Source organism: Dictyobacter aurantiacus, from assembly GCF_003967515.1.
GTDB classification, from domain to species: Bacteria; Chloroflexota; Ktedonobacteria; order Ktedonobacterales; family Ktedonobacteraceae; genus Dictyobacter; species Dictyobacter aurantiacus.
Genome location: NZ_BIFQ01000001.1, coordinates 109,421 through 133,399 on the forward strand (window position 1 = coordinate 109,421; position 23,979 = coordinate 133,399).

The following is a 23,979-nucleotide window of genomic DNA, read 5'->3' on the forward strand; positions in this document are numbered from 1 at the left end:
TTATTAAGTAGAAGAAGATAAAAGGTTACATTATTATGGCACTTAAAAAGGCTGCAGCGGCAAAGCAGCAACAGACCGCTGCCTTAAGTCTATTTCATCTGCTTGACCCGCAGGTTCTGGGCAATCCGTATCCGCTCTATCAGCGCTTACGTACCGAGGATCCGGTGCACTGGGATCATTTTCTGCATGCCTGGGTCGTCACGCGTTATGACGATGTACGCACGGTCTTTCAACAGTTTTCCGCTGATCGCGCCTTTACTGACGAGCAATTAAGCACAATGGGTCTGGAGAAATTGGCCCCGCTGGCACGCGTGATGGTCAAGCAGATGCTTTTCATGGACCCACCACAACACACTCGTATTCGTAGCCTGGCATCAAAGGCGTTTACGCCACGGCGTGTCGAATTATTGCGCTCACACATTCAAGATATCTGCGATGATCTGCTGGATGCAGTACAAAGTAAAGGCAGCATGGATGTCATCGCGGACCTTGCCTACCCCTTACCCGCGATTGTCACGGCCGAAATGCTGGGCGTCCCAACCTCCGATTGGCGGCAACTTACTGCGTGGTCCGCCGACTTCGCTCAGATTCTGGGAAACTTCCAGCACAATCCAGACTTTGCCGCGCAAGCCTTGAAGACCGTAGAAGAAATGCTGGAATATTTCAGCGCCCATGTCAAAGATCAACATGAACATCCCCGTGAAGGACTGATCAGCGCATTTATCTCCGCCGAAGTAGATGGAGACCATCTGAGTGATGATGAGATTGTCGTCAATACCATCATCACGATGGTAGGCGGTCAGGAGACGACAACCAATCTGATCGGGAATGGGTTGCTCACGCTGTTACGCAATCCAGAGCAACTGGAGAAGTTAAAGACCAATCTGGCACTGGTCCCATCCGCCGTCGAGGAAATGCTGCGCTACGAGAGTCCAAGCCAGCATACCGCTCGTCTGGCACCAGATGATATCGAGCTTGGTGGAAAACAGATCAAGAAACGTCAGGCCGTCATTGCCGTAATGGGTGCCGCCAATCGTGACCCCGAGCGCTTTGAGGATCCGGATCGCTTCGATATTACACGCACCAATAATCGACACATGGCCTTTGCCTGGGGGAATCACTTCTGCTTCGGAGCACCACTGGCCCGCATTGAAGGACAGATCGTCTTCGATACGGTACTCAGGCGTATGCCAGATCTGCAGTTGGTGCCAGAACCGATTCAATGGCGCGATAATCTGGGTCTACGTGGGATCAAGTCACTGCCAGTCACCTTCTAATTATGACGCGCCCTGGCACCGTTTGTATCGGGAAAGTACCAGGCCAGGGCGCTTTTGCCCATTTCGGGGTAAAAACGATATAATTCTTGCGATAAATATAAGGACATGTTTAATGGTGAAGTCAAAAAAATTATCAGATGCACAACGTGCGCTTTTAAAACAATATGTCCAGGGTAAACATCCATCCAATGCACATAAAACAATAGACGCTATCCCTAAACGTCAGCAAGCTAACTGCGCACCGCTCTCATTTGGGCAACAGCAAATGTGGTTATTGGCGCACTTGATCCCCGATGTCCCTGTGTACAATGAGTCCGTGACGGTCCGTATCCCTGGCCAGGTCGATGTGCATGCACTTGAGCAAAGCCTGAATGCCTTTATCCAACGCCACGAGGTGTGGCGTACAACGTTCCCGCTCGTCGATGGAGAACCAGTGCAGATGGTTCATCCTGAATACACTCTACACATGCAGGTGATTGATCTACGCGATCGACCACTTGCCGAGCGGGAACCAGAAGCTATACGTATAGCAACAGCACGGGCCAAACCATTGTTTGACCTGACTGAACTCCCGCTCTTACGGGCGACGCTGATCCATCTGGATGATGATGATCATCGTCTCTACCTGACATTGCACCATATTATCTTTGATGGCACCATCTACAAAATTTTTTTACCAGAGCTCTATAAGCAGTACGAAGCTATCATCACACAGGGACAGCTCGCGGCTCTGCCTGCACTACCAATTCAATACTCGGACTTCGCCGCATGGCAACGTGAACGTGCGCAGGGAAAGCAACAAGAGGAGCACCTGAACTACTGGAAGCAGCAACTCATGGATGCTCCGACGCTTGAATTACCAACGGACCGACCCTATCCAGCACAACAGACCTATAATGGAACCCGCCTGGGCTTTACACTCTCACAAGAACTGACTGAAGGACTGAAAAAGCTGAGTCGCACGCACAGCACAACGCTGTATGTCACCCTGCTTGCGGCCTTCAATATATTGTTATGGCGCTACTCGGGTCAGGATGACTTCCTGGTCGGGAGTACCACAGGCGGACATACCCATCCCGATGTGCAACAACTCATCGGCATCTTCGTGAATACAGTTGTGCTGCGTGCCGATATGTCGGGGAATCCAACCTTTCTCGAACTGCTCAAGCGAGTGCAGGACGTTGTGCTTGACGCCAACGCACACTCAGATGTGCCATTTGAACATGTCGTCCGAGAGCTACAAGTTGGGCGCGACCCGGTACGCAATCCACTTATTCAGGTCATGCTCTCGCTCGAACCACCACTACCAGTGCTGTCCTCAGGTTGGACTATTACACAATCCGATGTTGAAATCAAGACAGCAAAGTTTAATCTTGTGATGCAACTTGATGATCGGCCAGATGGCTTTGATGCCTGGTTGGAATACAATACGGATCTCTGGCGACCAGAGACGGCACAACGCATCGTCGGACACTGGCGTACCATTCTGGAAGCCGTCGTGGCTGATCCAACCCAACATATCGCCAGCCTGCAACTGCTGACCGCAGCAGAGCAGCAGCAAATCATAGTAGACTGGAATGATACAGAGGTACGCTATCCAGAGGAATGGTGTCTGCATCAGCTCGTTGAGCAGCAGGCTGAGCGTACACCACAGGCTATCGCGGTACACTTTGAAGAGCAAACATTAACGTACCAGGAACTCAACCAGCGTGCGAACCAACTGGCTCGCCATCTTGATAGCCTGGGAATCGGGCCCGATATGCTTGTTGGAGTATGTATGGAGCGCTCACTAGAGCTCGTCATCGCCATACTCGCCATCTTGAAAGCGGGAGGAGCCTATGTACCGCTCGATCCCGACTATCCGGCCGATAGACTCGCATATATGATCGAAGACGCGCAGCTCTCACCAGTTCTGACACAAAGCCATGTACGCCAGGTCATCGCCGCAACAGGCGTCCACATGATTTGTCTGGATGAGCATCATTACCTGACGGCAGCGCTGGATAGCAGCAATCTGCATAAACCGGTGCAGCTAGATAATCTGGCCTACCTGATCTACACCTCCGGCTCCACCGGCAAGCCCAAAGGGGCCATGAACACGCATCGAAACATCTACAACCAGTTAAGCTGGCGCCAGGCAGCATCGTGTCGCATCACGGCTCAAGACCGTATCTTGCACAAAACGTCCTTCAGCTTTGATGTCTCGGTCTGGGAGTTCTTCTGGCCCTTAATAGTGGGAGCTAGAATCGTCATCGCACGTCCAGAGGGACATCGTGATCCAGCGTACTTGAAAGAAGTGATCATCAAGCAAAAGATCACCACCATGCACTTTGTGCCATCGATGCTGCAACTTTTCCTGCAGGAACCAGGCCTGGAGCAGTGCAGTAGTCTACGACAGGTCATGAGTGGTGGCGAGGCACTGACGCCAGAGCTACAACAAACCTTCTTCGCGCGCTTCCCCGAGCCAGTCCGTTTATACAATATGTATGGGCCTGCCGAGGCAGCCATTGACGTCACCGCATGGGAATGCCGACGCCAGGAAAAGGATCAGAGAACCATCCCCATCGGCTATCCAATCGCCAATACGCGAATATATATACTCGACCCTCGACTTCAGCCCGTGCCCATCGGAGTCGCTGGTGAACTGTACATCGGAGGTATGAGCGTTGGTCGTGGCTATTACAGACGCCCGGATTTGACCGGGGAGCGTTTCATACCCGATCCATTCAATAACGTGGCTGGTGCGCGGCTCTACAAAACCGGAGACCTGGCACGCTATCGCCCGGATGGCGCCATTGAGTACCTGGGACGTATCGACTACCAGGTCAAACTGCGTGGCTTCCGTATCGAACTGGGTGAGATCGAAGCGTTATTACAACAGCAAGCTGGCATTCAACAAGTCGTTGTCATCGTACGTGAGGACAAACCCGATAACAAGCAACTGGTAGCCTATCTGGTCGCGGACCAGACTCATGCCAGCAAAGAGAGTCTGTATACCGTCCTCAAAGAGCATCTGCCGGAGTATATGGTGCCATCTGCATTCGTTTTTATCGATGCACTTCCATTAACGCCTGGCGGAAAAGTTGATCGGCGAGCATTGCCTGCTCCAGACATGAGCCAGGCAACCATCGGAGACAATAACTATAGTGCGCCCACCGAGATCATACACTACCAGTTGCTCAATATCTGGGAAGAGCTTCTGGCAGCTCGCCCCATCGGTATCAAGGACAATTTCTTCCATCTCGGGGGACATTCATTGCTCGCCGCCCGTCTCGTCATGCGTATCGAGCAGGTCTTTGGCAAGAAACTCTCATTATCAACACTCTTTGCCGGGCCAACGATCGCAGATATCGCGCGTGAGTTAACACAACACACACAGGCAAGACCACGCTCACCATTGATTCCAGTGCAAACAGCTGGAGCAATTGGGCAAGTTGGAGCCAAGAAACCTTTCTTCTTCTTACATGGGGATTGGACAGGAGGTGCATACTACTGTTTCAAACTGGCTAAGCAAGCAGGGCCAGATCAACCTTTTTATGTATTAGAGCCCTCGGCCTTCTTTGAAAAAGGCTATGACATCCCAACGATTGAAATGCTCGCCGCATCATATCTGCAACTGGTTCGTTCGGTACAACCCGAAGGTCCTTATTATCTGGGAGGATATTGTAATGGTGGTATGATTGCCTATGAGATGGCACAACAATTGCAGCAGCAGAGCCAGCAGGTTGCATTTCTCCTGCTCGTCAATCCATCCGCGCAGTCACTTGCGACAAAATTTGTCACTATTTTTGACCGTATACTGCATTTACCCAAACGGCTACAATGGAAACTCTATCTGCAACTGCGTCATGTCTTTATCCGCAAAGTACGGCCAGCGCTGTTACATCTGACACAGCAAGTTGACCAGCAATTAATGGCGGGTATCGCGGTCCTTATCAATCAAGATCCAGCGTTTAGACGGCTTATAGCACCGATACAGACGCTCAAGAAAGACTACAGCACCGCCTTTTCCTGGGCCTTAGAGCACTATAGATTCCAGCCCTATCCGGGCAAAATCACCTATCTATGGTCACGTGAAGACCTTATGAGCGGAACTAAGGATGCCTGGTTACACCACGTCCAGGCCAGGGAGAGCGAATCATTTCTTATTCCCGGCACACACTATAGCATTTTAACCAAAGAGATTGAGGCCTTTGCACGCTTATTGGGCAATAGTTTACAAGTCGCGCAGGAGCAGCAAAAAATAGCAGAAGATGCCTAATTACTGTCTGAGAGCGAGAAGGATGCATCTACCAATCGTAGTACTTTACAAGCATGCCGATTTTAGTAAAAAATTAATTATAAGTTCGAACAGGATGAAATTTCATGCAAGAAGCAAAATATTATCCTAATATTAGTGTTGTCATACCAACGCGAAATGAAGCAGAAAACCTCTACCATACACTACCGATGATTCCCTCGATAGTAACGGAGGTCATACTCGTAGATGGTCATTCTATTGACAATACAATAGAAGTAGCAAAATCTCTTTATCCATCGATTCGCATTTTAGAGCAGACAGGAACAGGCAAAGGGGACGCGATGCGTCTGGGTTTTGCCAATTGTACAGGAGATATTATCATCATGCTGGATGCCGATGGTTCGGCACATCCAGCAGAGATTTATCGCTTTGTTGAAGCCTTGATGGCCGGCTATGACTTCGCCAAGGGCTCCCGCTTTATCAAAGGTGGAGGCAGCGATGATCTTACATGGCTCCGCCGCCTGGGAAACTATGGGCTATGCGCATTCGTCAATATACTCTTTGGGCAAAAATATAGCGATCTCTGCTATGGCTATAACGCGTTCTGGCGTCGGAGCCTTGACTACGCGCACCTGGATTGCACGGGGTTTGAGATTGAGACGCAGATCTGTTTGCGCATGTACAAGTCCAAAATGAAGATCACGGAAGTTCCCAGCATGGAGCACGCGCGCATCCATGGTCAAAGCAACCTTCGCACATTCCGCGATGGGTGGCGTGTCTTGAAAACCATTATACGTGAGCGCAGCTTGAGTGGAGTCACGCCAAAACCGCAGGACGTCTCATTTACGTCGGAATATGAGAGCCGAACATCATCGCCATCTTTATCCACAGAAGTCACACTGTAGAAGATCATCTGCTCCTTATGCGTTAGCAGCTATAGTAAAAGAATTGCATATATGAATACAGCAACCGAACTTACGGTATCAGTAATTATTTGTGCCTATACACAAGACCGCTGGGACTGGCTGGTGCAAGCAGTAGAATCGGTGCAAAAGCAAACACGGCCAGCATCTGAAATTATTGTCATTATCGATCACAATCCATCTTTACTCGTAATGGCTCAGACGCAACTACGAGAAATTATAGTCAGTGGCAATCGCGAGACACGTGGTCTATCGGGTGCACGTAACAGCGGTATTGCCCTGGCACGAGGTGAAGCGCTTGCGTTTCTTGACGATGATGCGATAGCGGCTCCAGATTGGTTGGAACAACTCACGCAGAGCATGCATGATCCACAGATATTGGGAACGGGAGGAGCAGTGCAGCCATACTGGACAAAACAGAAACCAGCGTGGCTACCGGAGGAATTTTACTGGGTTGTCGGCTGTACGTATCGAGGGCTACCAGACACAACAGCACCCATACGCAACCCCATCGGTGCCAACATGTGTATACGACGCGAAGTCTTTAGTACAATCGGAGGATTCCGCAGTGGCATCGGGCGTGTAGGAACGCGTCCAGTCGGATGTGAGGAGACAGAGCTGTGCATTCGAGCGCGCCAATACTGGCCGCAGCGCACATTCCTCTTCCATCCACAGGCGCAGGTTAGCCACGTAGTACCCGAGCAGCGAGCGAACTGGCGCTACTATCGGTCACGTTGTTACGCGGAGGGCATCTCAAAGGCATTTGTAGCACGCTTTGTAGGGGCGAAAGACTCCCTCTCGTCAGAGAGCGCCTACACATTACAAACACTGCCCGCCGGGGTGCTCAAGAATATCAAAGCAGCGCTTGTTGGGCGTGATAGAGCAGGCTTCGCGCGCGCAGGTGCAATTATCATGGGGCTACTGATCACGGCGATCGGCTACCTCGTAGGACGTTGTTTCGCGCAACCAACTAAAGATGAGCAGCAACTTACCCCAATACCTGTCGTTGACGACACACTACAGGCACCAACAATATGATGTCGAATGTCTAATTATCAACAATAAGACTTATTAAAACCTCTAAATTGCAACGGGAGCTTTTGTTCGTGAAAATTTCGTTACTCATACAATGGTTCAAAAAGAATAGCGTCATGCTGTTGAATACAGGGTCGCTTATTGGTACCATGTTAGTAACATCGGGTCTGGGCTTTGCCTACTGGTTCGTTGCAGACCGACTCTTCCCATTAAGCGCGGTGGGTCTGGCATCAGCCGCCACATCGACCATGATGTTGCTCTCAAGTATCTGTTTGCTAGGTCTAAGCACCCTGCTGATTAGCGAAATACCACGCAATCGAGGGAAAGAAGGCACGATTATTAGTGCCGCCCTTCTCCTGGTAGGCGGAGTTGGCACCATTGTTGGCATCATCTTTGCCCTGCTGACTCCGCTCATTTCCAAGAATATGGCACCCATCGGAGCCAGTTTCACGAACATCATCCTGTTTGCACTCGGCATCGGCCTGACCTCGATGACGATCATCCTGGACACATGTATGATCGCGGTACTGCGAGGATCATTACAGTTCTGGCGTAATGCGATCTTCGCAGTCCTCAAGCTTGTCCTGCTCTTCTTTGCTTCAATCTTTATAGCAGAAAAGACTGGCATCAATATTTATGCAACCTGGGCCGCCAGTAATCTACTTTCAATGGTTCCCCTTGTTATCTATGGCGTAATCAAAGCCAGAAAGACCGGACGCAGCCTTCGCCCACAATGGAGCATGCTACGCCGACTTGGTCGCTCCGCCATCCAGCACTATATTTTAAATCTGGTCTATCAGACACCGGCCCAAATTTTGCCGGTCATCGCCACAATCATGCTTTCAGCATCAGCTAATGCCTGGTTCTATACGGCATCGATGATCGCCAATTTCCTGTTCGCGGTTATCGGCTCGCTCACCACAGTCCTGCATGCCACCAACGCGGCCCAAATACATACATTAACCCAGAAATCACGTATGACCGTCGGGTTAGCAACCGCAGTCAGCGCATGCGCGGGCTTGATACTATTTCTAGGAGCTCATATCATTCTGAGCTTTTTCGGGCAAAGCTATGCCGACCAGGCATCCTGGAGCCTGCGTATTCTCGCCCTTGGCGCATTTCCCCTCATCATCAAATATCACTATCTCGCGATACATCGTATCAAGGATGAGGTTTCAAAAGCCATCATTCCCATTAGCGTTGGGAGTGTTTCAGAATTGATTATGGCTGTAATATTCACACACTTTTTCGGACTCACCGGACTGAGCCTGGGTTGGGTTGCCGGCATGTATCTAGAGGCAGCTATCATGAGTCCGGTTGTTGTGCGCACACTGCGTGGAGTCGATACACAGGTCGAGTTTATTAGCTCGACAGGTGAACTGGCAACAGAAGATATCTTCGGTGTCGGCGACTTGGAAGAAAGACCAACTGAAATCTCGATGAAGATCATGGCCATTGAAGCAACAACCGATATGATCCGTAGCATCGTGATCATGGATGCACCAACAATCAAAATACAATCCTCACAACTGTATGGAGACGAGGATATGAATACGCCAACGATCAGACTCAACGAAGGGCAAATACATAAGGGTCTGGCCGAAAAGAGAGAGCGCGTACAAAAAGGTACAGCGATCCAGCCCAGACAGGTTGTCGAGTTCATGAACGCACCAACCATTAAGATGCAAAGTATTAAGCGACTAGGTTCGTCTAAGCCTATCAAGAAAACGCATGTGGAACGCTTAGACACGGCCGAATTTCAGAAAATAACAGCAGCCAGGCGTGATCAAGAAGAAAGAGAGCAAATGAAGCATTGATAAAGAATAACTTATGTTCTATAAACATAGCTATTTATCATAGTGAAAAAAGGATAGAGAATAAATAAATGATAAAAGTTAGCTCAATGCCAACTGAAAAAACGCACCGTGGGCTACCGGATCTACATCTCATGGATATTATATGTTGCCTCTTACCACTGGCTATTTTTGTACTCTGGTTTGCCTCGCTGGAAAATGTACATATGGGGCAGATCACAGATTACGGATTGGTCTCGGTTATGCCGCCCATGATGATTGCGGCAATTGCGCTAATGAGTCTCAGTTTCTGTATCACCTTACAGCGTAGTACATACCGGGCCCCCCTTTTGCTATTGCACGTGGCACTTATCATCTTTATTCTGTATGGTGTCACACCACTGATCGAGCAAATGCCACGTTTTGACATTGTCTATCGCCACGCAGGCTACACTGAATATCTGCAGCGAACCGGGACGACCAATCCTAACCTGGACGCCTATTTTAGCTGGCCTATATTTTTCACACTGGCAGCTTTTTTTAATAGTAGCGCAGGCTTCAGCAATATCCTGCCATACGCGGACTGGGCACCAGTTGCATACTGCATCATGTACCTGGGTCCACTCTATATGATCTTTTCATCCTTCACAAGGAATAAGCGCATTGTCTGGCTGGCCATCTGGTTCTTCTACCTGGCAAACTGGATCTGGCAGGATTATTTCTCGCCACAGGGCTTCAACTTTTTCATTTATCTTCTGATCATTGCCATCCTGGTCAAATGGTTTAAAACACCAGTGGATCTCCCCGCGCGTCCACTCTGGCGACGTTTGCGGCGTATTCCTTTCGCGACAGAGATCTATGACTGGCTCACAGCGCCCGATCCATTACAGACACAGGCCAGCCCGGCATTACGCGTTGGTCTGCTGCTTTTTATCCTGGTTATTTTCGCCTTCGATGTAAGCAGCCACCAGCTCACACCTTTCTTTACGATATTAAGTGTCGGAGGGCTGATCATCTGTCACCGCACACCGCTCTGGTGGCTACTCATCGCAATGATTGCGATGACAGTTTTCTGGCTCCTTGTAATGGCCCAAACATTCCTGGTTGGACATACAAGTATGGTCTTCTCCGGCCTCCATATCTTCTCGTCCTTCAGCGACAATGTCTCCAACCGCGTAGCAGGCAATCCTGGTCATACACTGGTTGCAAAACTACGTATTTATATGTCGGTACTCATCTGGGGTCTGGCATTTTTGGGTGCGCTGGCTCGCCTGCTCAATAAAGAACGCGATGCCTCGCTTGTCATCCTGGCAATAATGCCTTTTCCATTATTTATCATTCAACCATATGGCGGCGAGATGTTGCTGCGCAGCTACCTCTTCGCGTTGCCTGCGATGGCCTTCTTTGGTGCATCACTATTCTATAGCTATAGCGCGCCGATAGCTATGGCGCGGCGTCTGCCATTCCTGCGACGCCTACCACTAGCATTTCTGCAACGACCAGCCTGGCACTATCTCTCACTTATATGCGTGAATATGTTGCTGGTAGCCCTCTTTCTTTTCGCACGCTATGGCAATGAGCGCGACGACTATATCACCTACAATGAGTTCAATGGCGTCAACTACCTGTATAATAGTGCGCCGCCAGGATCGTTGTTTATGACCGCGTGGCTGGGAGGCCCCTGGCAGTACAAAGACTACGAAAAATATACACTCGATAACCTGGGGGCAACCGAGACAACGGATGTTGCCATTTATCCGATCAATGTACCAGTCATTGTCAAATATATGCAACAGGAAAGTACCGGAGGTCACGCCTACCTCATCTTCACGCGCAGTGAAATCGCAACCTTTGACGCAACCTCAGGTATGCCGGCCGGGAGCCTGGCCAAATTGGAGCAGGCAGTAACAAAATCGGGCGACTTCAATTTGATCTACCGCAATCCAGACGTGCAGATATTCGCCCTGGTCAGTTCAGCACAAGGAGGTCAATAGACATGAGATACGCACGATGGTTCTGGCCGATCATTATCATCTGCTTTGCACTGGCCGCGCCAATCACGATGCGTGTCCTTCCAAGTAGCCCACTACGGCCACTTGTCATGATGGTGTTTCTCTTCATCTGCCCTGGTATGGCACTTATACGCTTCCTGCATCTGCGAGAGCGCGCATCAAAACTGGCACTGGCACTGGCAGTAAGTTTCTCGGTTGATGGTCTTATCGCTGGCGTCTATCTATATAGCTATCACTGGTCCCCACTGGGGATTATGAGTACCCTGGCACTCATAAGCATCGTCGCGGTAATTGTTGAGGTCACGAATGCCCACGTGGCACTTTACCAGCACATCAGCGTGCTACGGCGACTTGGAACCCTGCTCACACATCCATTGATCATTGGCACGAGCCCCGTCAGGCATGTACCACTCGATATCGTCGAGACACCAACGGTTCAGATCCCCAGTATGCAAGTACATGCTCAGGCAAAAGGGAGATCGTACCAGAATGGAGATGCTCCATGTATTGAAGAGACGCCAACGATGCTTCTCCCAAGCTCACAGGTCACAAATGGAGGGATAGAGGATCGACCTACCGCTCGGGAAGAGATTGGGCACACACCAAAGATAGCAGCGGAGGTTGAGGACCTTCCTACCGCTCAGTTAGGGGCTGTAGCAGCCCCGCAATCAAACGCAGAGATCGAAGATCTCCCTACCACGCAACTAGGCGCTGTAACAGCCGAAAAAACGCCGCCACAAATAGTAGAGAACACTGCCCAGGTAGACCAGGGAGCCGCCAATAAAAAACGGCCTCCTATGCAGTTTGTCATACACAAAAAAGCCAGAGAGGAAGAGATCGAGCATAAGCCCGCCAGGCTAGAGGATGAGATGGTACAGAAACCTGCCATAGAGACACCCAGAAACGAGTCAGGCAAAACAGATGCACCTGGTCATGATATAGCCTCTACCAGCCAACCACTCCAGATGCCTGGTCAACGACCCCGCATTGGCCGGTCACGCCTACAAAGCGCACCAAAGGAAAGTAATCCTAAATGATGAAAACCATGGTAAAGCCTATACAATGATACTTATCTGCCAGTAGAAGATAATGATCGATTATTAATCGTTATAGCCGGCTACGCCACGCTACATCCTGCTGGAAGGAGATAAAAAATAAGCGCATCTATCTCCAGGAAACCTACGAATACATATCAATTTACTTATAAATGTATATTTCTATATTGTTATGCTGGTCTGAAAGGTTTTTTTGTGTACCAAAAGCAGAAGCCATTAAAAGTATTGATGGCAACGCCCCGCTACTTCCCAGAGACGGGTGGAACGGAAATGCATGTTTATGAAGTAGGACGGCGCCTTGTCAAAAGTGGAGTTGATGTAACATTATTAACGACCATCCCTCATACACACATAGGGTCAATACCCACAGAAGAAAAAATAGAGGGCATGCGCGTTGTACGCTTGCATGCATGGTCACAGCCGCCAGAATTTTTTATCACACCAGGTATAAGCTCTTTTATACAACAAGAACATTGGGATCTGATCCACTGCCAGGGATGTCATACATTGTTTCCAGTATTAGTTATGCGTGCGGCCAGAAAAGGAAAGATACCGTATGTCACCACATTCCACTCAGGAGGTCACTCATCGCACTTGCGCACACGGCTGAGAGACACCCAATGGAAAGTTATTCGTCCACTGCTGGCAAACGCGGAAAGGCTGGTTGGCGTATCCAGCTTCGAGGCCAACTATTTTCGCAATGTGCTACAACTGCCAGAAAAACAGTTCACCGTCATTCCTAATGGATTTAGCGTATCAGATCAGCCATCACCAACAGAAAAGAAAGCTATTGAACCTGGCTTAATCGTCTCAGTTGGACGCCTGGAGCGCTACAAGGGCCATCATCACCTTATTCAAGCGCTTCCTCGAGTGCGTGAGACCCATCCTGATGCGCACTTATTGATATTAGGAGCAGGCCCTTATGAAACGACCTTGCGCAAACTTACACAGCAACTTGGTATGACCGAGCATGTAACGATCCGTGCAATACCCGCGAACAGTCGTCAGGAAATGATGTCGCAGCTCTCACAGGCCGCTCTGGTTACTTTGTATAGTGAGTACGAATCGCAAGGCATCGCGATCATGGAGGCCCTTGCACTACAACGTCCAGTGCTCGTAGCGAATACCTCCGCCCTGCAAGAGTTCGCAGAGAAAAAGCTGGTGCGTTCTGTCGCCCTTAATAGCACGCCAGAAGAGCTAGCAGCCGCGATTGTCAGACAGTTAGATGATCCGCTCATTCCAGAGCAACTTGACTTGCCCACCTGGGATGATTGCGCGAAAAGCCTCAATATGCTTTATCATACAGCAACCAGACAAACATCGAACTGCTTTTAAATCCCCCTTTTCCAGCGATGCATTTAAAAAGTCTGCCCGTCAGATTGTCTGACGGGCAGACTTTTTAAATGCATCGCTGGAAACAAGCGACGAATTACCCTCATAATATGAAGCACCCGCCGCTTACGTTTCCATGACCGTTATGTCAGTTAGCCTTTCACGACGATAATCGGCTTCAGCCGTACAACCAGGCTGGCCAGTCCGGCGTTGTGCACAACATTGACCACCTGCTGGGCATCCTTGTAGGCCTGGGGAGCCTCTTCAGCTAGCAGGTTCTTGCTGTGAACACGGATGGCAATGCCTTTCTTCTCCAGCATCTCCAGCAGTTGCTTGCTCCCCACGGCCTTTTTGGCGGCGGTCCGGCTCAAGCGGCGCCCCGCACCATGGCAGCAGGAGCCAAAGCTCTGCTCCATCGATCCCGGCGCGCCGACCAGCATGAAGGAGTAGCGTCCCATATCACCGGGGATGAGCACCGGCTGGCCGACCGCGCGGTACTTCTCTGGTACCGCCGGATGTCCCGCAGGAAAAGCACGGGTCGCGCCCTTGCGGTGGACACAGACACGCTTCATCTCACCATTGATCTCATACTCCTCCATCTTGGCGATGTTGTGACAGACATCGTAGACCATTGGCATGTCTTTGGGACGTGCTTTACGGCCAAAGACGCTGGAGAAGGCCTGGCGCACCCCATGCATGAGCAGTTGACGATTGGCCCAGGCGAAGTTGGCGCCACAGGCCATCGCTCCCAGATACGCCTGCCCCTCTTCAGACTGCAAGGGCAGGCATGCCAGTTGACGGTCGACCAGGTGAAATCCATATTGCTGCTGCTTCGATTCCGCCAGCTTGATATAGTCTTCCGCCACTTGATGACCGAATCCGCGTGAGCCGCAATGGATCGTAACGACGACCTGGCCTTTCTGTGCAAGTCCAAGCGCCTCGGCGGCTTTTTCATCGTAGATGTGATCCACGACCTGCACTTCACAGAAGTGGTTGCCTGATCCCAGGCTGCCCAACTGTTTCATGCCGCGCAAAACAGCCTGGCGACTCACCGCCTCGGGCCTTGCTCCAGCCAGGCGCCCATTCTCCTCGGTAACCTCAAGGTCAGCGGCGGTCCCATACCCCTCGTCCACAGCCCATTCCGCCCCACGCACCATCACTTCGCGCATCTCTGTCTCGTTGAGCAGACGCATACCGTCTCCGCCCACTCCAGATGGCAGATTACGGTAGAGCTCGTCGGCAAGCCGGTCAATGCTGCCTTTAATCTGGTCGCGCAGCAGGTCAGTGGCAAGCAGGCGCACACCACAGTTGATGTCGAAGCCAATACCGCCGGGAGAGACAACGCCCTTCTCTGCATCGGTCGCCGCCACACCTCCCACCGGGAATCCATAGCCCCAGTGAATATCAGGCATTCCCAGAGAATGACCGACGATCCCAGGTAGCGTCGCCACATTCGCCACCTGTTGCAAGGCATTGTCATTCAGAATCATTTCTATCAGTTCGCTATCCGCATAGACGATCCCCGATACGTTCATAGCGTCATTATAGCGCCGGGGGATGCGCCAGCGGTTGTCATCAATGCGTTCCAATGGGATTTTATCGCCCATTCGTTCTCCTCTTCTCTATGTACGGTGGGCAGATACGGCGGCATTGGTGCATTCTCATACATATACGGCCGTATCTGTCCTTGTCTCAGTTACTGATCTGTGTAATCAGTCTTTTCGCCGAACAGATAGGTGTCGCTGACATATTTCAGAATGACGCGGCCAATCTTGGGATTGTTCCGCTCGACCAGCGGCCGAACCACCAACCCTTCACGCATGTGAGCGCCATTCTCCATCAGTAAGGTTTTACCTTCGCTATAGCGCTTGACCTCCTGCAGATCAAATGGGATGGTGGCCACGACTGGCACGGTTTCGATCCCATACTGCTGACAGATGGCCAGAAAATCCGGCCAGTTCTGATACTGGCCATCGATCATGAGATCGAAGGCACGGAAACCCAGGATACCTTTGTGCCCATAGTGCAAAGACTGTATCTTGCTCCCATAGACTTCCCCGAATAGTATGATCTGCCGATGATATTTTCCCAGTTCCTCCAGTACGTTTCGTACCGGCTCCAGGGCTAGTGGCGACCAGTAGATGTTCGAGGAAAAAGCATCATCGGCCGGACGCTTGCGCCTGACGGCTTTTGAGCCCCCCATCAATTCACCCTCGATCAGACCAACGCGGCTATTAGTGCCGTGAATTTTCTCGGTCAGCACAACGGTCTCACCCTCTTCAAAGATGGCTGGATAGTTGCGCATGTTTTCGATATCTGTGTATTCCATGAATAATGGATGATCCTGCTCGGCATCGCCCTGACCCGGCCGGATAGGTGGCTCGAACTTTTTGGCGCCATAGTAGTCGGCTACGTTTTCCCCTATCTCCCAGCTTTCATCGTCAGATCGAACAGCCAGGCCGAATGAAGGCTCCCCCCGTAGCCTGGCACAGCGAATGCGCTGCTTTGAGAGATATTTCGTTACGCCAAATCTCTCACTGACCTCAAGCGGCAACACAGTATCTACCGGGAAGTAGACGATCTTATCACCCACCTCGTACTGGTCCTTCTTGATCACCAGCTGCCAGCCTAAGACCTGAGCCAGTTCTAATGCATCGGCATTACTGTGCGGCGTTATCTTTTCAATCACGGCGACCGGCACAATAAGTGTACTCACAATACGCACCTTTCTTCAGGTATCTATACATAACTCATCTATGCAAAGGCACATGAATACTTCACAGGTAGATAAAAATTTGAATATCCCACTTTTGGGCACAAGATTACCCCGGGACATGATAAAGTCGTGATGAGACAAGCATGCCACAACACGGAATATGCTCCTGGGATGCAGGACCCGATAAAAAAAAGATTCGCTCTGGCAGCATAAAAAAAGAAGTGTGTGACGCCCCGATCTTAGAGATCGAAGATGATGCGGGCCCGGTAGCCCTCGTCGGTATGCATAATGGAGGCTTCGTGCCAGGTCACGGCTTTGATGGCGCTGCTCAAGTCGTGGCGCTGAGCATCGTAGGGCTCTCCACCAGCCCGGCCCTTCACCTGCGTCTCTGTGATGGCCTCTATCTCGAAGTGGCGAAAGAGAAGATATTCAGTATCGAATAAGAAAATCAGTTCGTTGAGCCAGGCGATAAGAAGAGAGACGGGATCATGCCCTTCAACGCTGATCTGGCGACTGGTCATAACACGTACCTGCTCGGGCACAACCATCAAACTTTCCATGCCTTGCGCGGCATGGCAAAAAAGCTCTTCAATGGTATCTCCAAAGGCGTGTATACCAATATCGGCGGTGTGTTCGAATACTTCATAAGGCTTTCGCATTACTATCGTGCTGCCAGGGTACTACGCGCGTTACGCGGTCTTTCACACGTGCTGCTTTGATATCCAGAATGATATGTTTGCATACGTACCCTCCTTTTCCTTTCGTGAAGTATTCATATCTCCATTTCATAGTAATCAATTATTTGTTATTTGTCAATACAACGAAGGACCAATTTGTGCCGCTCATAACCTTTTCGCTAAAATTGATGGTATCATGGCTAACACTGCTCATCCTTTAAAAAAGCTGGAGCGACCGACCAGAGTAACGAATGTAGTTACTCTGGTCGGTCGCTCCAGCTTTTCTCCGTCTTTGTGGTGTATGTTTTTTAAGGATGAATCTGGTGCGCCCAGAACTCGAGCAGATCGCTCTTGGTGACAATGCCTGCAAGCACATCTCCATGCATAACGGCGACCGCTGATGTGCAATCGCTAAACACCGGGTAAGCGTCTTTAGTTGGTGTATTGGCTCCAAGGGTCGGGAAGGCGTCCCCTTGAATTTCGCCTACCGCGCTACTGTCCAGTGGCTCTCCACTGGCCAGGCGGCGCAGTAACAGATCTTCGGTCAGGCTGCCGATCATGCGACCATCCTGCATCACGGGTGTCTGGCTGATACCATAGCGGCGCAACAGTTCCACAGCATCGGCAACCGAATCGTTGGGGGCGACGCTGACGACAAGCGGCATGCTACGGCTATGCGTGCGGCGGTAGCTCAACACGTCGGATAATGTGGGCTGCTCACTTTCAGCCTGCACCATCAGATCGTTCTCGCGCATCCAGGTCTCGTTGAACTGTTTACTGAGATAGCCACGACCAGTGTCGGGCAGCAGGATCACGACTACATCGTTGGCGGTCAGGCGTTTGGCATAAACCATGCCGGCGGCCAGCGCCGTTCCGGCGGAACCACCGGTCAGGATACCCTCTTCGCGTGCCAGGCGCTGCGCCCAGTGGAACGAGGTACGATCGTCAACTCGGATCACCTCGTCTACCAGTGTGGGATCATAGTTGCGCGGGAACATATCCATACCAATACCCTCAACCTTATAAGGCTTGGGAGTATCACCTGAATATACCGATCCCGCGGGGTCAGCGCCAATGATCTTGATATTGGGATTGACCTCTTTTAAATAACGACCCGTGCCAGAAATCGTGCCGCCGGTACCGATACCTGCTACAAACGCAGTCACCTTGCCCGCCGTATCGCGCCAGATCTCGGGTCCGGTCGACTTATAATGGGTAGCAGGATTGGCTGGATTGGAATATTGGTCAGGACAACAGGCGCCTGGAATCTCTTCGGCAAGCCGGTGCGCGACGTTTTTGTAGTAATCGGGCGATTCGTGGGTTGCACTGCTCGGACAGATCACCACCTCCGCTCCATAGGCGCGCAACAAACTACGCTTCTCTTCACTGGCCTTGTCCGTCATGACAAAAATACAGTGGTAGCCTTTAATCGCGGCCGCGATTGCCAGGCCATGCCCTGTATTACCACTTGTAGGCTCAACGATCGTACCACCGGGTCGTAATAACCCCTGTTGTTCGCAGTACTCGATCAGATTGGGACCAATGCGATCCTTTACACTGCCGCCTGGATTCATCATCTCCATTTTAACAAGGACGAGCGGTGCAACGTCGCTGGCAATCCGATTGAGGCGTACGAGGGGAGTATTCCCGATTGTGTCGAGTACCGTTGGGAAGTAATGCATCTCTCCCATCGCAGGTTCTGTTGTTTCTTTCACGTATTTTTGCCTCTTTGAGGTTAATTCCTGATGAGCACAAAACGAACCGCACAAACCAGGCGCTCTGGTCCCGTGCGGTCCTTCGACAGGCTCCAGTGCCAAGGACGCTCTTAATCTCTCTGCCTGAGAAATATCGTATCTACCCACCAGGTCTAATCTATATGAGTGTATAATCTAGCCCATAGTATAGCACATGGGCGCTCCTTCGTCTGTAATGATTCTATGGCTATAAGAATTCAGCCTGTTGCTTGTCAGGGAGATTCATTTCTTCTATGATAAGCATCTATATTCTTATTGATATCTATCTACAGCTATGTTTCTGCTCAAAAGGATAATCTATGGTGCAAAAAAAAAGATGGCTTTCTGATGGTTCACTGTTGCTCATTGCTGCTATCTGGGGCCTGACGTTTGTGCTGGTGCAGGATGCGATCGCGACGCTTCCTCCGTTTTCGTTTGTGGCTATACGCTTTAGCTGGGCTGCTCTGTTTCTGCTTCCATTTCTGGCCAGAAAAACGCGCGAGTCCGCGACACCAGTGGCGATTTCACGCTGGCGCATTCTGATCAGTGGAGGCGTGCTGGGCTTTTTTCTCTTTCTCGGCTATAGCCTGCAGACCTTCAGCTTGCTCTATACAACCTCTGGCAAATCAGGCTTCTTATTGACCTCAGCATAAGGTTCTAAAGTCGTCCATACTCAAACCGATAAAAGGAGGTATGAGCAAGAAAGAACAACATCCCAACGATTGGCGTGAATGGCGACGACTGCGCGCTTGGCAGCTGTATACGCAGGGCTGGAGACAAAAAGACATCGCCGTAGCCCTTGGAGTAACCGAAGGAGCGGTGAGTCAGTGGATGAGCCGAGCCAGGAAAGAGGGCTCGGAGTCCTTGCGACAACAACCGCCACCAGGTCCCCAGCCCAAACTGACCGAAGAACAGCGAGCCCAGTTGCCCGATCTGCTGGCCAAAGGGGCCGAGCACTATGGGTTCCGCGGCCAGGTATGGACCACAGCCCGCGTGGCAGTGCTTATCAGGCAGCACTTTGGGGTCAGCTATCATCCCGCCCATTGCAGTCGCCTCCTGCGGAGCCTCAAGCAGAGTGTCCAAAAACCGGAGGAACACGCCAGCCAACGCAATGAAGAGGCGATCAACGCCTGGACAGACGAACGGTGGCCCGCGCTTAAAAAAAAGCCGAGCAGGAACAGCGGCAGATCGTCTTTGTAGACGAGTCGGGCTTTTACCTGCTGCCGATGGCGGTGCGCACGTATGCTCCGGTGGGCCAGACACCAGTGTTGCGAGTGCCGCTGACACGCGATCATGTCTCGGCGATTGGGGCGATTACCCCGCAGGGACGTCTCTTTATGCAGACGCAATCTCATTCCTACAAAGGAGAGGATGTGGTTGGTTTTCTCAAGCACCTGCTTCGCCAGATTCCCGGGAAGTTGCTGGTGATCTGGGATGGATCGAGCATCCATCGCTGCCAAGCGGTCAAAGACTTCTTGGCGCAGGGAGGCGCAGCTCGCCTTCACCTGGAACGCTTGCCTGCCTATGCGCCTGAGTTCAATCCGCAGGAAGGGGTGTGGAATTTGCTCAAACGTCGTGAACTTAAGAATGTGTGTTGCAAGGATTCCACCGAGCTGAGTTATGCCTTGCTGCTGGCTCTTGCCCGCCTTCGGCATCGCAAGCAGACCTTGCGTCACTGTTTCGTTCATGCTGGCTACTCACTTTAGCTTTTTATGCTGAGATCAATAACAGGCTTGTCGGTGGCCCTGGTTCCACTACTGGCATGGCTCATCTTACGTTCACGCCCTCCACTTCTGACACTGGTTGGCGTGGGAGTCGCAACCATCGGGCTTTATTTATTGGCCTTTGTCAATATCAGTACCATCAATCCAGGAGACCTGCTGGCGTTTTTATGTGCCATCGCCTTCGGATTACAGGTCGTTTATACAGGAAAATATTCGGGGCGCGCCCCGGCTCCTATGCTGACGCTGATTCAACTGGCAACGGTAGCTGTACTCAGCACTGTGGCGGCCCTTATCTTTGAACCCTGGCAAGCAATTTTTCAGCACTCTATCCTGCTACAACCTCCGGTAATTGTAGCGCTGATCGTGACCTCTGTCTTCGCGACCGCACTGGCATTCCTGGCGCAAACCCACATTCAACAATATACAACCCCCAGCAGAGTCGCCTTGATCTTCGCGACCGAACCGGTCTTTGCGGCTCTGGCAGACTACCTCTGGCATGGCACTACACTTGGACCACGTGCCCTCCTCGGCTGCTTCCTCATCCTTAGCGGTACCCTGCTTACAGAGGTCAAATGGCCCTGGCGTACAGCCCCAGAACATCCATAAAGGTAGAGTATCATCCGGCGTATATAAATACTGCCCAACTACAAACCATCTTCCACAAATCTGAGCGGCTATAATCATAGCTCCATATGCCCTTACGATCGACGTTGTCAGGGCGTATGGGGCTATAAAACAGGAAATTTCTGCCTTATAATATGATATTCCCCATCACAGTCGTCCAGGGCTCTATGTCACGGTGAATCTCATCTGGATTGCTGTGCTTGATGCGAGCAATCTCAGCGGTTAAACGCTGCAAGGGAACGATAGAAACCAGGGGCCGCACCAGGCGTTCAACGGCGCTAAAGAGCAGATCTGCCTGTTGAGTTCCACAGCTATAGACTTCCGCGCCCAGCTCTCTCAGACTGTCCAGCAACAGATGGCTGCGCTCACCGTCTTCCCAGTCCGGCATGATAACAACTGCACCCATGCCCGGTCGGATGGCCGCTGGTGGACCATGCAAGGCATTTTCCGTCTCAAAACCTTCGGCCCACTGGTAGGTCCCCTCTTTGATCTTGAGGGCCGCCTCGGCCGCTGTAATGGCGTCTATACCCATTCCCGCCAGCATGATCGGTTCTCGACTCACCAGCTTCTCAGCAATGGTGCTCGGGGCTGACTGCTCCAGCGTACGTTCTATGGCATCGGGAACACCCTGGATGGTTGAGAGGAAGTGGCGTCCCGCCTCTTCTGTAACACTGGCAGCCAGGTGCGCCAGCGCGGTCAGGGCGGTTGTATATGAAACCGTATGCGTCCCCGCTAGCTCTCCGGGACAGGTGTGGATGGTATGGTCAGCATCCTGAGCAGGTGCGTCGCTGCTGGTGATAGCGATCGTCAGCGCACCTGCCTGACGCGCGCGTGTCAATGCCTGGCGTGGGAAACGCTTGGTACCACGATGACTGACGACGATTACCTGATCCTGGCTTGAAATAGGCGCAGAAAGCGCCAGGTCATGAGAGTTGAGAACGCTGGCACGGATACGCCCGGCGCTGAGTTCATACAACCAGTATGCCGCCACGCGGCAGGCGTGCCAGGAGGTGCCGATGCCAGAAAAGATAAATGGTCGCTCACTATCAAGAACGGGCACACTGATATGTTCCATCAATGAACGAATCGCATCAGGCTGGGAGACAATCTGTTTATCAAGCGCAAATTCCATGCAATACTTGCTCCTTCTCCTGTTAGAATGACTCGCGTTAAAAAATGCCACCACCTGCAAATGCAGGTGGACTTATGATAGAGCAAAAGTGGACTTGTGAACAGAACCAGTTTCTCTTATAATAACCATACCACTTCAGGCCTATAGAAAGATGGAGCGCAAATTGATGGACAATAATATATTAAGAGCTTCGTTACTCTCACCGATGCTTGATCCAGCATCTGGGGTTGCACTCTATCGACAATTGTATGAGACGATGCGACAGGCAATACTGAAGGGAACCTTAGCAGCGGGAACAAAGTTGCCATCCACGCGCACACTGGCTCAGACGCTAGGTATCTCGCGTACAACGGTGATACAGGCCTTTGATCAATTGCTGGCCGAGGGATATATCTACGGCAAAGCCGGCAGTGGTACCTATGTGGCGCAGGCTCTGCCGGATGAGTTGCTCCGCTTACCGGCCCCACAGGCGCATAGCGATGATATAGAAGAAGTCTCCCCTCCATCCAACCCTCTTTCGCAGCGTGGAAAGACGATCGCGTCCTCGGCCGTGGCTCCAGTTCAAAAATGGGATCAGGTAATACAACACCAGGCATTTCGTCACGGCATACCTGCATTACACGAATTTCCATTTAAGCTCTGGTCTCAGTTGGCGACCCGCAGATGGAAGCATATCGAGCCCGCCAGCTTTGGCTATAGCGATCCCGCCGGCTATCGTCCATTACGACAGGAGATTGCCAGGTATCTGCAGGCGGCGCGTGGAGTCCACTGCACTGAAGAGCAGATCATCATTATGGCTGGTTCGCAGCAAGCCCTGCATCTGGCGGTGCAGCTTTTGATTGATCCTGGGGATGAGGTATGGATTGAAGATCCTTGCTATATGGGAGCAAGGGGAGCCTTGCTAAGTGGAGGGGCGCGACTGGTATCGGTCCCCATTGATGATGAGGGGCTGAACGTGGCACAGGGAATCGCCAGCAGCCCCCGGGCACGCATGGCTTATGTAACCCCTTCGCACCAATTTCCTGTTGGGGCGGTAATGAGTCTGGCGCGCCGCCTGGCCTTATTGCACTGGGCCTCGCAGACCGCGCGTTGGATTCTCGAAGATGATTATGATAGTGAATATCGCTACACGGGCCATCCCCTGGCGTCTTTGCAGGGACTCGACCAGGGGGGCCGCGTCATTTACATCGGGACGTTTAGCAAGGTTCTCTTTCCAGCTCTGCGCCTTGGCTACCTGGTCTCTCCGCCTGAACTCATCGATGCCTTCAGGGCGGCTCGCGCCGCCGCCGATCGCCACGCCCATATGCTGGATCAGATGGTGCTGACCGATTTCATGGCACAGGAACACTTTGCTCGTCATCTGCGCCGCATGCGCTCTCTCTATGAGGAGCGCCAGGGCATCCTGCTTGACACTATTCTAAAAGAACTGGGGGATATACTCTCCGTCAAAGCGGCCTCGGCTGGTATGAATCTACTCGCCCACCTGCCATCCTATCTTCAGGATACTATGGTAGCGCAACGAGCAGCAGACAATGAAGTTTCCGTTACGCCTATCTCAAAATACTACATTCAGCATCCTCCATTCAATGCCCTCCTGCTCGGCTACGCTGCCTACAACCAACAAGAGATCCATCAGGGCATCCATAGACTTGCCCTTACGCTGAGGTCGCTATCACCCTCATACATTCAAGAAAACACATAGAAAC

Annotated in this window: 18 protein-coding genes; 13 read left to right on the top strand and 5 right to left on the bottom strand. The window is 51.4% G+C overall.

Annotation, left to right across the window (positions count from 1 at the left end):
• Window positions 1-35 precede the first annotated feature (35 nt).
• From KTT_RS00495 to KTT_RS00530, 8 genes are all read left to right on the top strand, one after another.
• A complete protein-coding gene (locus tag KTT_RS00495; protein WP_126594120.1) occupies window positions 36-1,277 on the top strand; it encodes a cytochrome P450 in 1,242 nt (413 codons plus the stop codon).
• Between the two features lie 112 nt (window positions 1,278-1,389).
• Window positions 1,390-5,538, top strand: a complete 4,149-nt coding sequence (locus KTT_RS00500) for a non-ribosomal peptide synthetase (protein ID WP_126594121.1) — start codon at window positions 1,390-1,392, stop codon at window positions 5,536-5,538.
• Window positions 5,539-5,642: 104 nt separating this feature from the next.
• A complete protein-coding gene (locus KTT_RS00505) occupies window positions 5,643-6,422 on the top strand; it encodes a glycosyltransferase family 2 protein (protein ID WP_126594122.1) in 780 nt (259 codons plus the stop codon).
• 51 nt (window positions 6,423-6,473) lie between these two features.
• Window positions 6,474-7,478: a glycosyltransferase family 2 protein gene (locus KTT_RS00510; protein WP_126594123.1), complete on the top strand. Its 1,005-nt coding sequence runs from the start codon at window positions 6,474-6,476 to the stop codon at window positions 7,476-7,478.
• Between the two features lie 113 nt (window positions 7,479-7,591).
• Window positions 7,592-9,292 carry a lipopolysaccharide biosynthesis protein gene (locus KTT_RS00515; protein ID WP_126594124.1) on the top strand — a complete coding sequence of 567 codons (1,701 nt, stop codon included), beginning with the start codon at window positions 7,592-7,594 and terminating at the stop codon, window positions 9,290-9,292.
• 131 nt (window positions 9,293-9,423) lie between these two features.
• A complete protein-coding gene (locus KTT_RS00520) occupies window positions 9,424-11,262 on the top strand; it encodes a hypothetical protein (protein WP_126594125.1) in 1,839 nt (612 codons plus the stop codon).
• A gap of 2 nt (window positions 11,263-11,264) precedes the next feature.
• On the top strand, window positions 11,265-12,317 hold the full coding sequence (locus KTT_RS00525; protein ID WP_126594126.1) for a hypothetical protein: 1,053 nt from the start codon (window positions 11,265-11,267) through the stop codon (window positions 12,315-12,317).
• 213 nt (window positions 12,318-12,530) lie between these two features.
• Window positions 12,531-13,670, top strand: coding sequence for a glycosyltransferase family 4 protein (locus tag KTT_RS00530; protein WP_126594127.1), 1,140 nt, complete (start codon window positions 12,531-12,533; stop codon window positions 13,668-13,670).
• A 149-nt stretch (window positions 13,671-13,819) separates the two neighbouring features.
• On the opposite strand, the gene KTT_RS00535 is transcribed toward KTT_RS00530, so the two are convergent.
• From KTT_RS00535 to KTT_RS00550, 4 genes are all read right to left on the bottom strand, one after another.
• On the bottom strand, window positions 13,820-15,274 hold the full coding sequence (locus KTT_RS00535; RefSeq protein ID WP_126594128.1) for an RtcB family protein: 1,455 nt from the start codon (window positions 15,272-15,274) through the stop codon (window positions 13,820-13,822).
• A gap of 89 nt (window positions 15,275-15,363) precedes the next feature.
• On the bottom strand, window positions 15,364-16,383 hold the full coding sequence (locus tag KTT_RS00540; protein ID WP_160145548.1) for an RNA ligase (ATP): 1,020 nt from the start codon (window positions 16,381-16,383) through the stop codon (window positions 15,364-15,366).
• 239 nt (window positions 16,384-16,622) lie between these two features.
• On the bottom strand, window positions 16,623-17,042 hold the full coding sequence (locus KTT_RS00545; protein WP_126594130.1) for an archease: 420 nt from the start codon (window positions 17,040-17,042) through the stop codon (window positions 16,623-16,625).
• A 326-nt stretch (window positions 17,043-17,368) separates the two neighbouring features.
• A complete protein-coding gene (locus tag KTT_RS00550) occupies window positions 17,369-18,742 on the bottom strand; it encodes a cystathionine beta-synthase (RefSeq protein ID WP_126599317.1) in 1,374 nt (457 codons plus the stop codon).
• Between the two features lie 371 nt (window positions 18,743-19,113).
• Between KTT_RS00550 and KTT_RS00555 the strand changes: the two genes are divergently transcribed.
• From KTT_RS00555 to KTT_RS00565, 4 genes are read left to right on the top strand one after another with little or no spacing between them, the layout of a single operon-like run.
• On the top strand, window positions 19,114-19,446 hold the full coding sequence (locus KTT_RS00555) for an EamA family transporter (RefSeq protein WP_126594131.1): 333 nt from the start codon (window positions 19,114-19,116) through the stop codon (window positions 19,444-19,446).
• 40 nt (window positions 19,447-19,486) lie between these two features.
• Complete coding sequence (locus KTT_RS36910) at window positions 19,487-19,993, top strand: winged helix-turn-helix domain-containing protein (protein ID WP_235845550.1); 507 nt, start codon at window positions 19,487-19,489, stop codon at window positions 19,991-19,993.
• Window positions 19,994-20,013: 20 nt separating this feature from the next.
• Entirely contained in the window at window positions 20,014-20,499 is a 486-nt protein-coding gene (locus KTT_RS36915; protein WP_307720655.1) for a transposase, read from the top strand.
• Window positions 20,500-20,532: 33 nt separating this feature from the next.
• Window positions 20,533-21,123 (top strand): DMT family transporter, encoded by a 591-nt coding sequence (locus KTT_RS00565; RefSeq protein WP_160145549.1) that lies wholly within the window; start codon window positions 20,533-20,535, stop codon window positions 21,121-21,123.
• A gap of 145 nt (window positions 21,124-21,268) precedes the next feature.
• Here the strand turns inward: KTT_RS00565 and KTT_RS00570 are convergent, their stop codons facing one another.
• Entirely contained in the window at window positions 21,269-22,273 is a 1,005-nt protein-coding gene (locus KTT_RS00570; RefSeq protein ID WP_126594133.1) for an SIS domain-containing protein, read from the bottom strand.
• A 166-nt stretch (window positions 22,274-22,439) separates the two neighbouring features.
• Between KTT_RS00570 and pdxR the strand changes: the two genes are divergently transcribed.
• Window positions 22,440-23,975 (top strand): MocR-like pyridoxine biosynthesis transcription factor PdxR, encoded by a 1,536-nt coding sequence (gene pdxR, locus KTT_RS00575; protein ID WP_126594134.1) that lies wholly within the window; start codon window positions 22,440-22,442, stop codon window positions 23,973-23,975.
• Window positions 23,976-23,979 lie beyond the last annotated feature (4 nt).

Bases quoted from the DNA above. Each gene is read 5' to 3' on its own strand.
- KTT_RS00545 (WP_126594130.1), bottom strand. From the start codon at position 17,042: ATGCGAAAGCCTTATGAAGTATTCGAACACACCGCCGATATTGGTATA.
- KTT_RS00510 (WP_126594123.1), top strand. From the start codon at position 6,474: ATGAATACAGCAACCGAACTTACGGTATCAGTAATTATTTGTGCCTAT.
- KTT_RS00555 (WP_126594131.1), top strand. From the start codon at position 19,114: ATGGTGCAAAAAAAAAGATGGCTTTCTGATGGTTCACTGTTGCTCATT.
- pdxR (WP_126594134.1), top strand. From the start codon at position 22,440: ATGGACAATAATATATTAAGAGCTTCGTTACTCTCACCGATGCTTGAT.
- KTT_RS00515 (WP_126594124.1), top strand. From the start codon at position 7,592: ATGCTGTTGAATACAGGGTCGCTTATTGGTACCATGTTAGTAACATCG.
- KTT_RS00570 (WP_126594133.1), bottom strand. From the start codon at position 22,273: ATGGAATTTGCGCTTGATAAACAGATTGTCTCCCAGCCTGATGCGATT.
- KTT_RS00520 (WP_126594125.1), top strand. From the start codon at position 9,424: ATGGATATTATATGTTGCCTCTTACCACTGGCTATTTTTGTACTCTGG.
- KTT_RS00500 (WP_126594121.1), top strand. From the start codon at position 1,390: ATGGTGAAGTCAAAAAAATTATCAGATGCACAACGTGCGCTTTTAAAA.
- KTT_RS00525 (WP_126594126.1), top strand. From the start codon at position 11,265: ATGAGATACGCACGATGGTTCTGGCCGATCATTATCATCTGCTTTGCA.
- KTT_RS00535 (WP_126594128.1), bottom strand. From the start codon at position 15,274: ATGGGCGATAAAATCCCATTGGAACGCATTGATGACAACCGCTGGCGC.
- KTT_RS00550 (WP_126599317.1), bottom strand. From the start codon at position 18,742: ATGCATTACTTCCCAACGGTACTCGACACAATCGGGAATACTCCCCTC.
- KTT_RS00505 (WP_126594122.1), top strand. From the start codon at position 5,643: ATGCAAGAAGCAAAATATTATCCTAATATTAGTGTTGTCATACCAACG.
- KTT_RS00495 (WP_126594120.1), top strand. From the start codon at position 36: ATGGCACTTAAAAAGGCTGCAGCGGCAAAGCAGCAACAGACCGCTGCC.
- KTT_RS36910 (WP_235845550.1), top strand. From the start codon at position 19,487: ATGAGCAAGAAAGAACAACATCCCAACGATTGGCGTGAATGGCGACGA.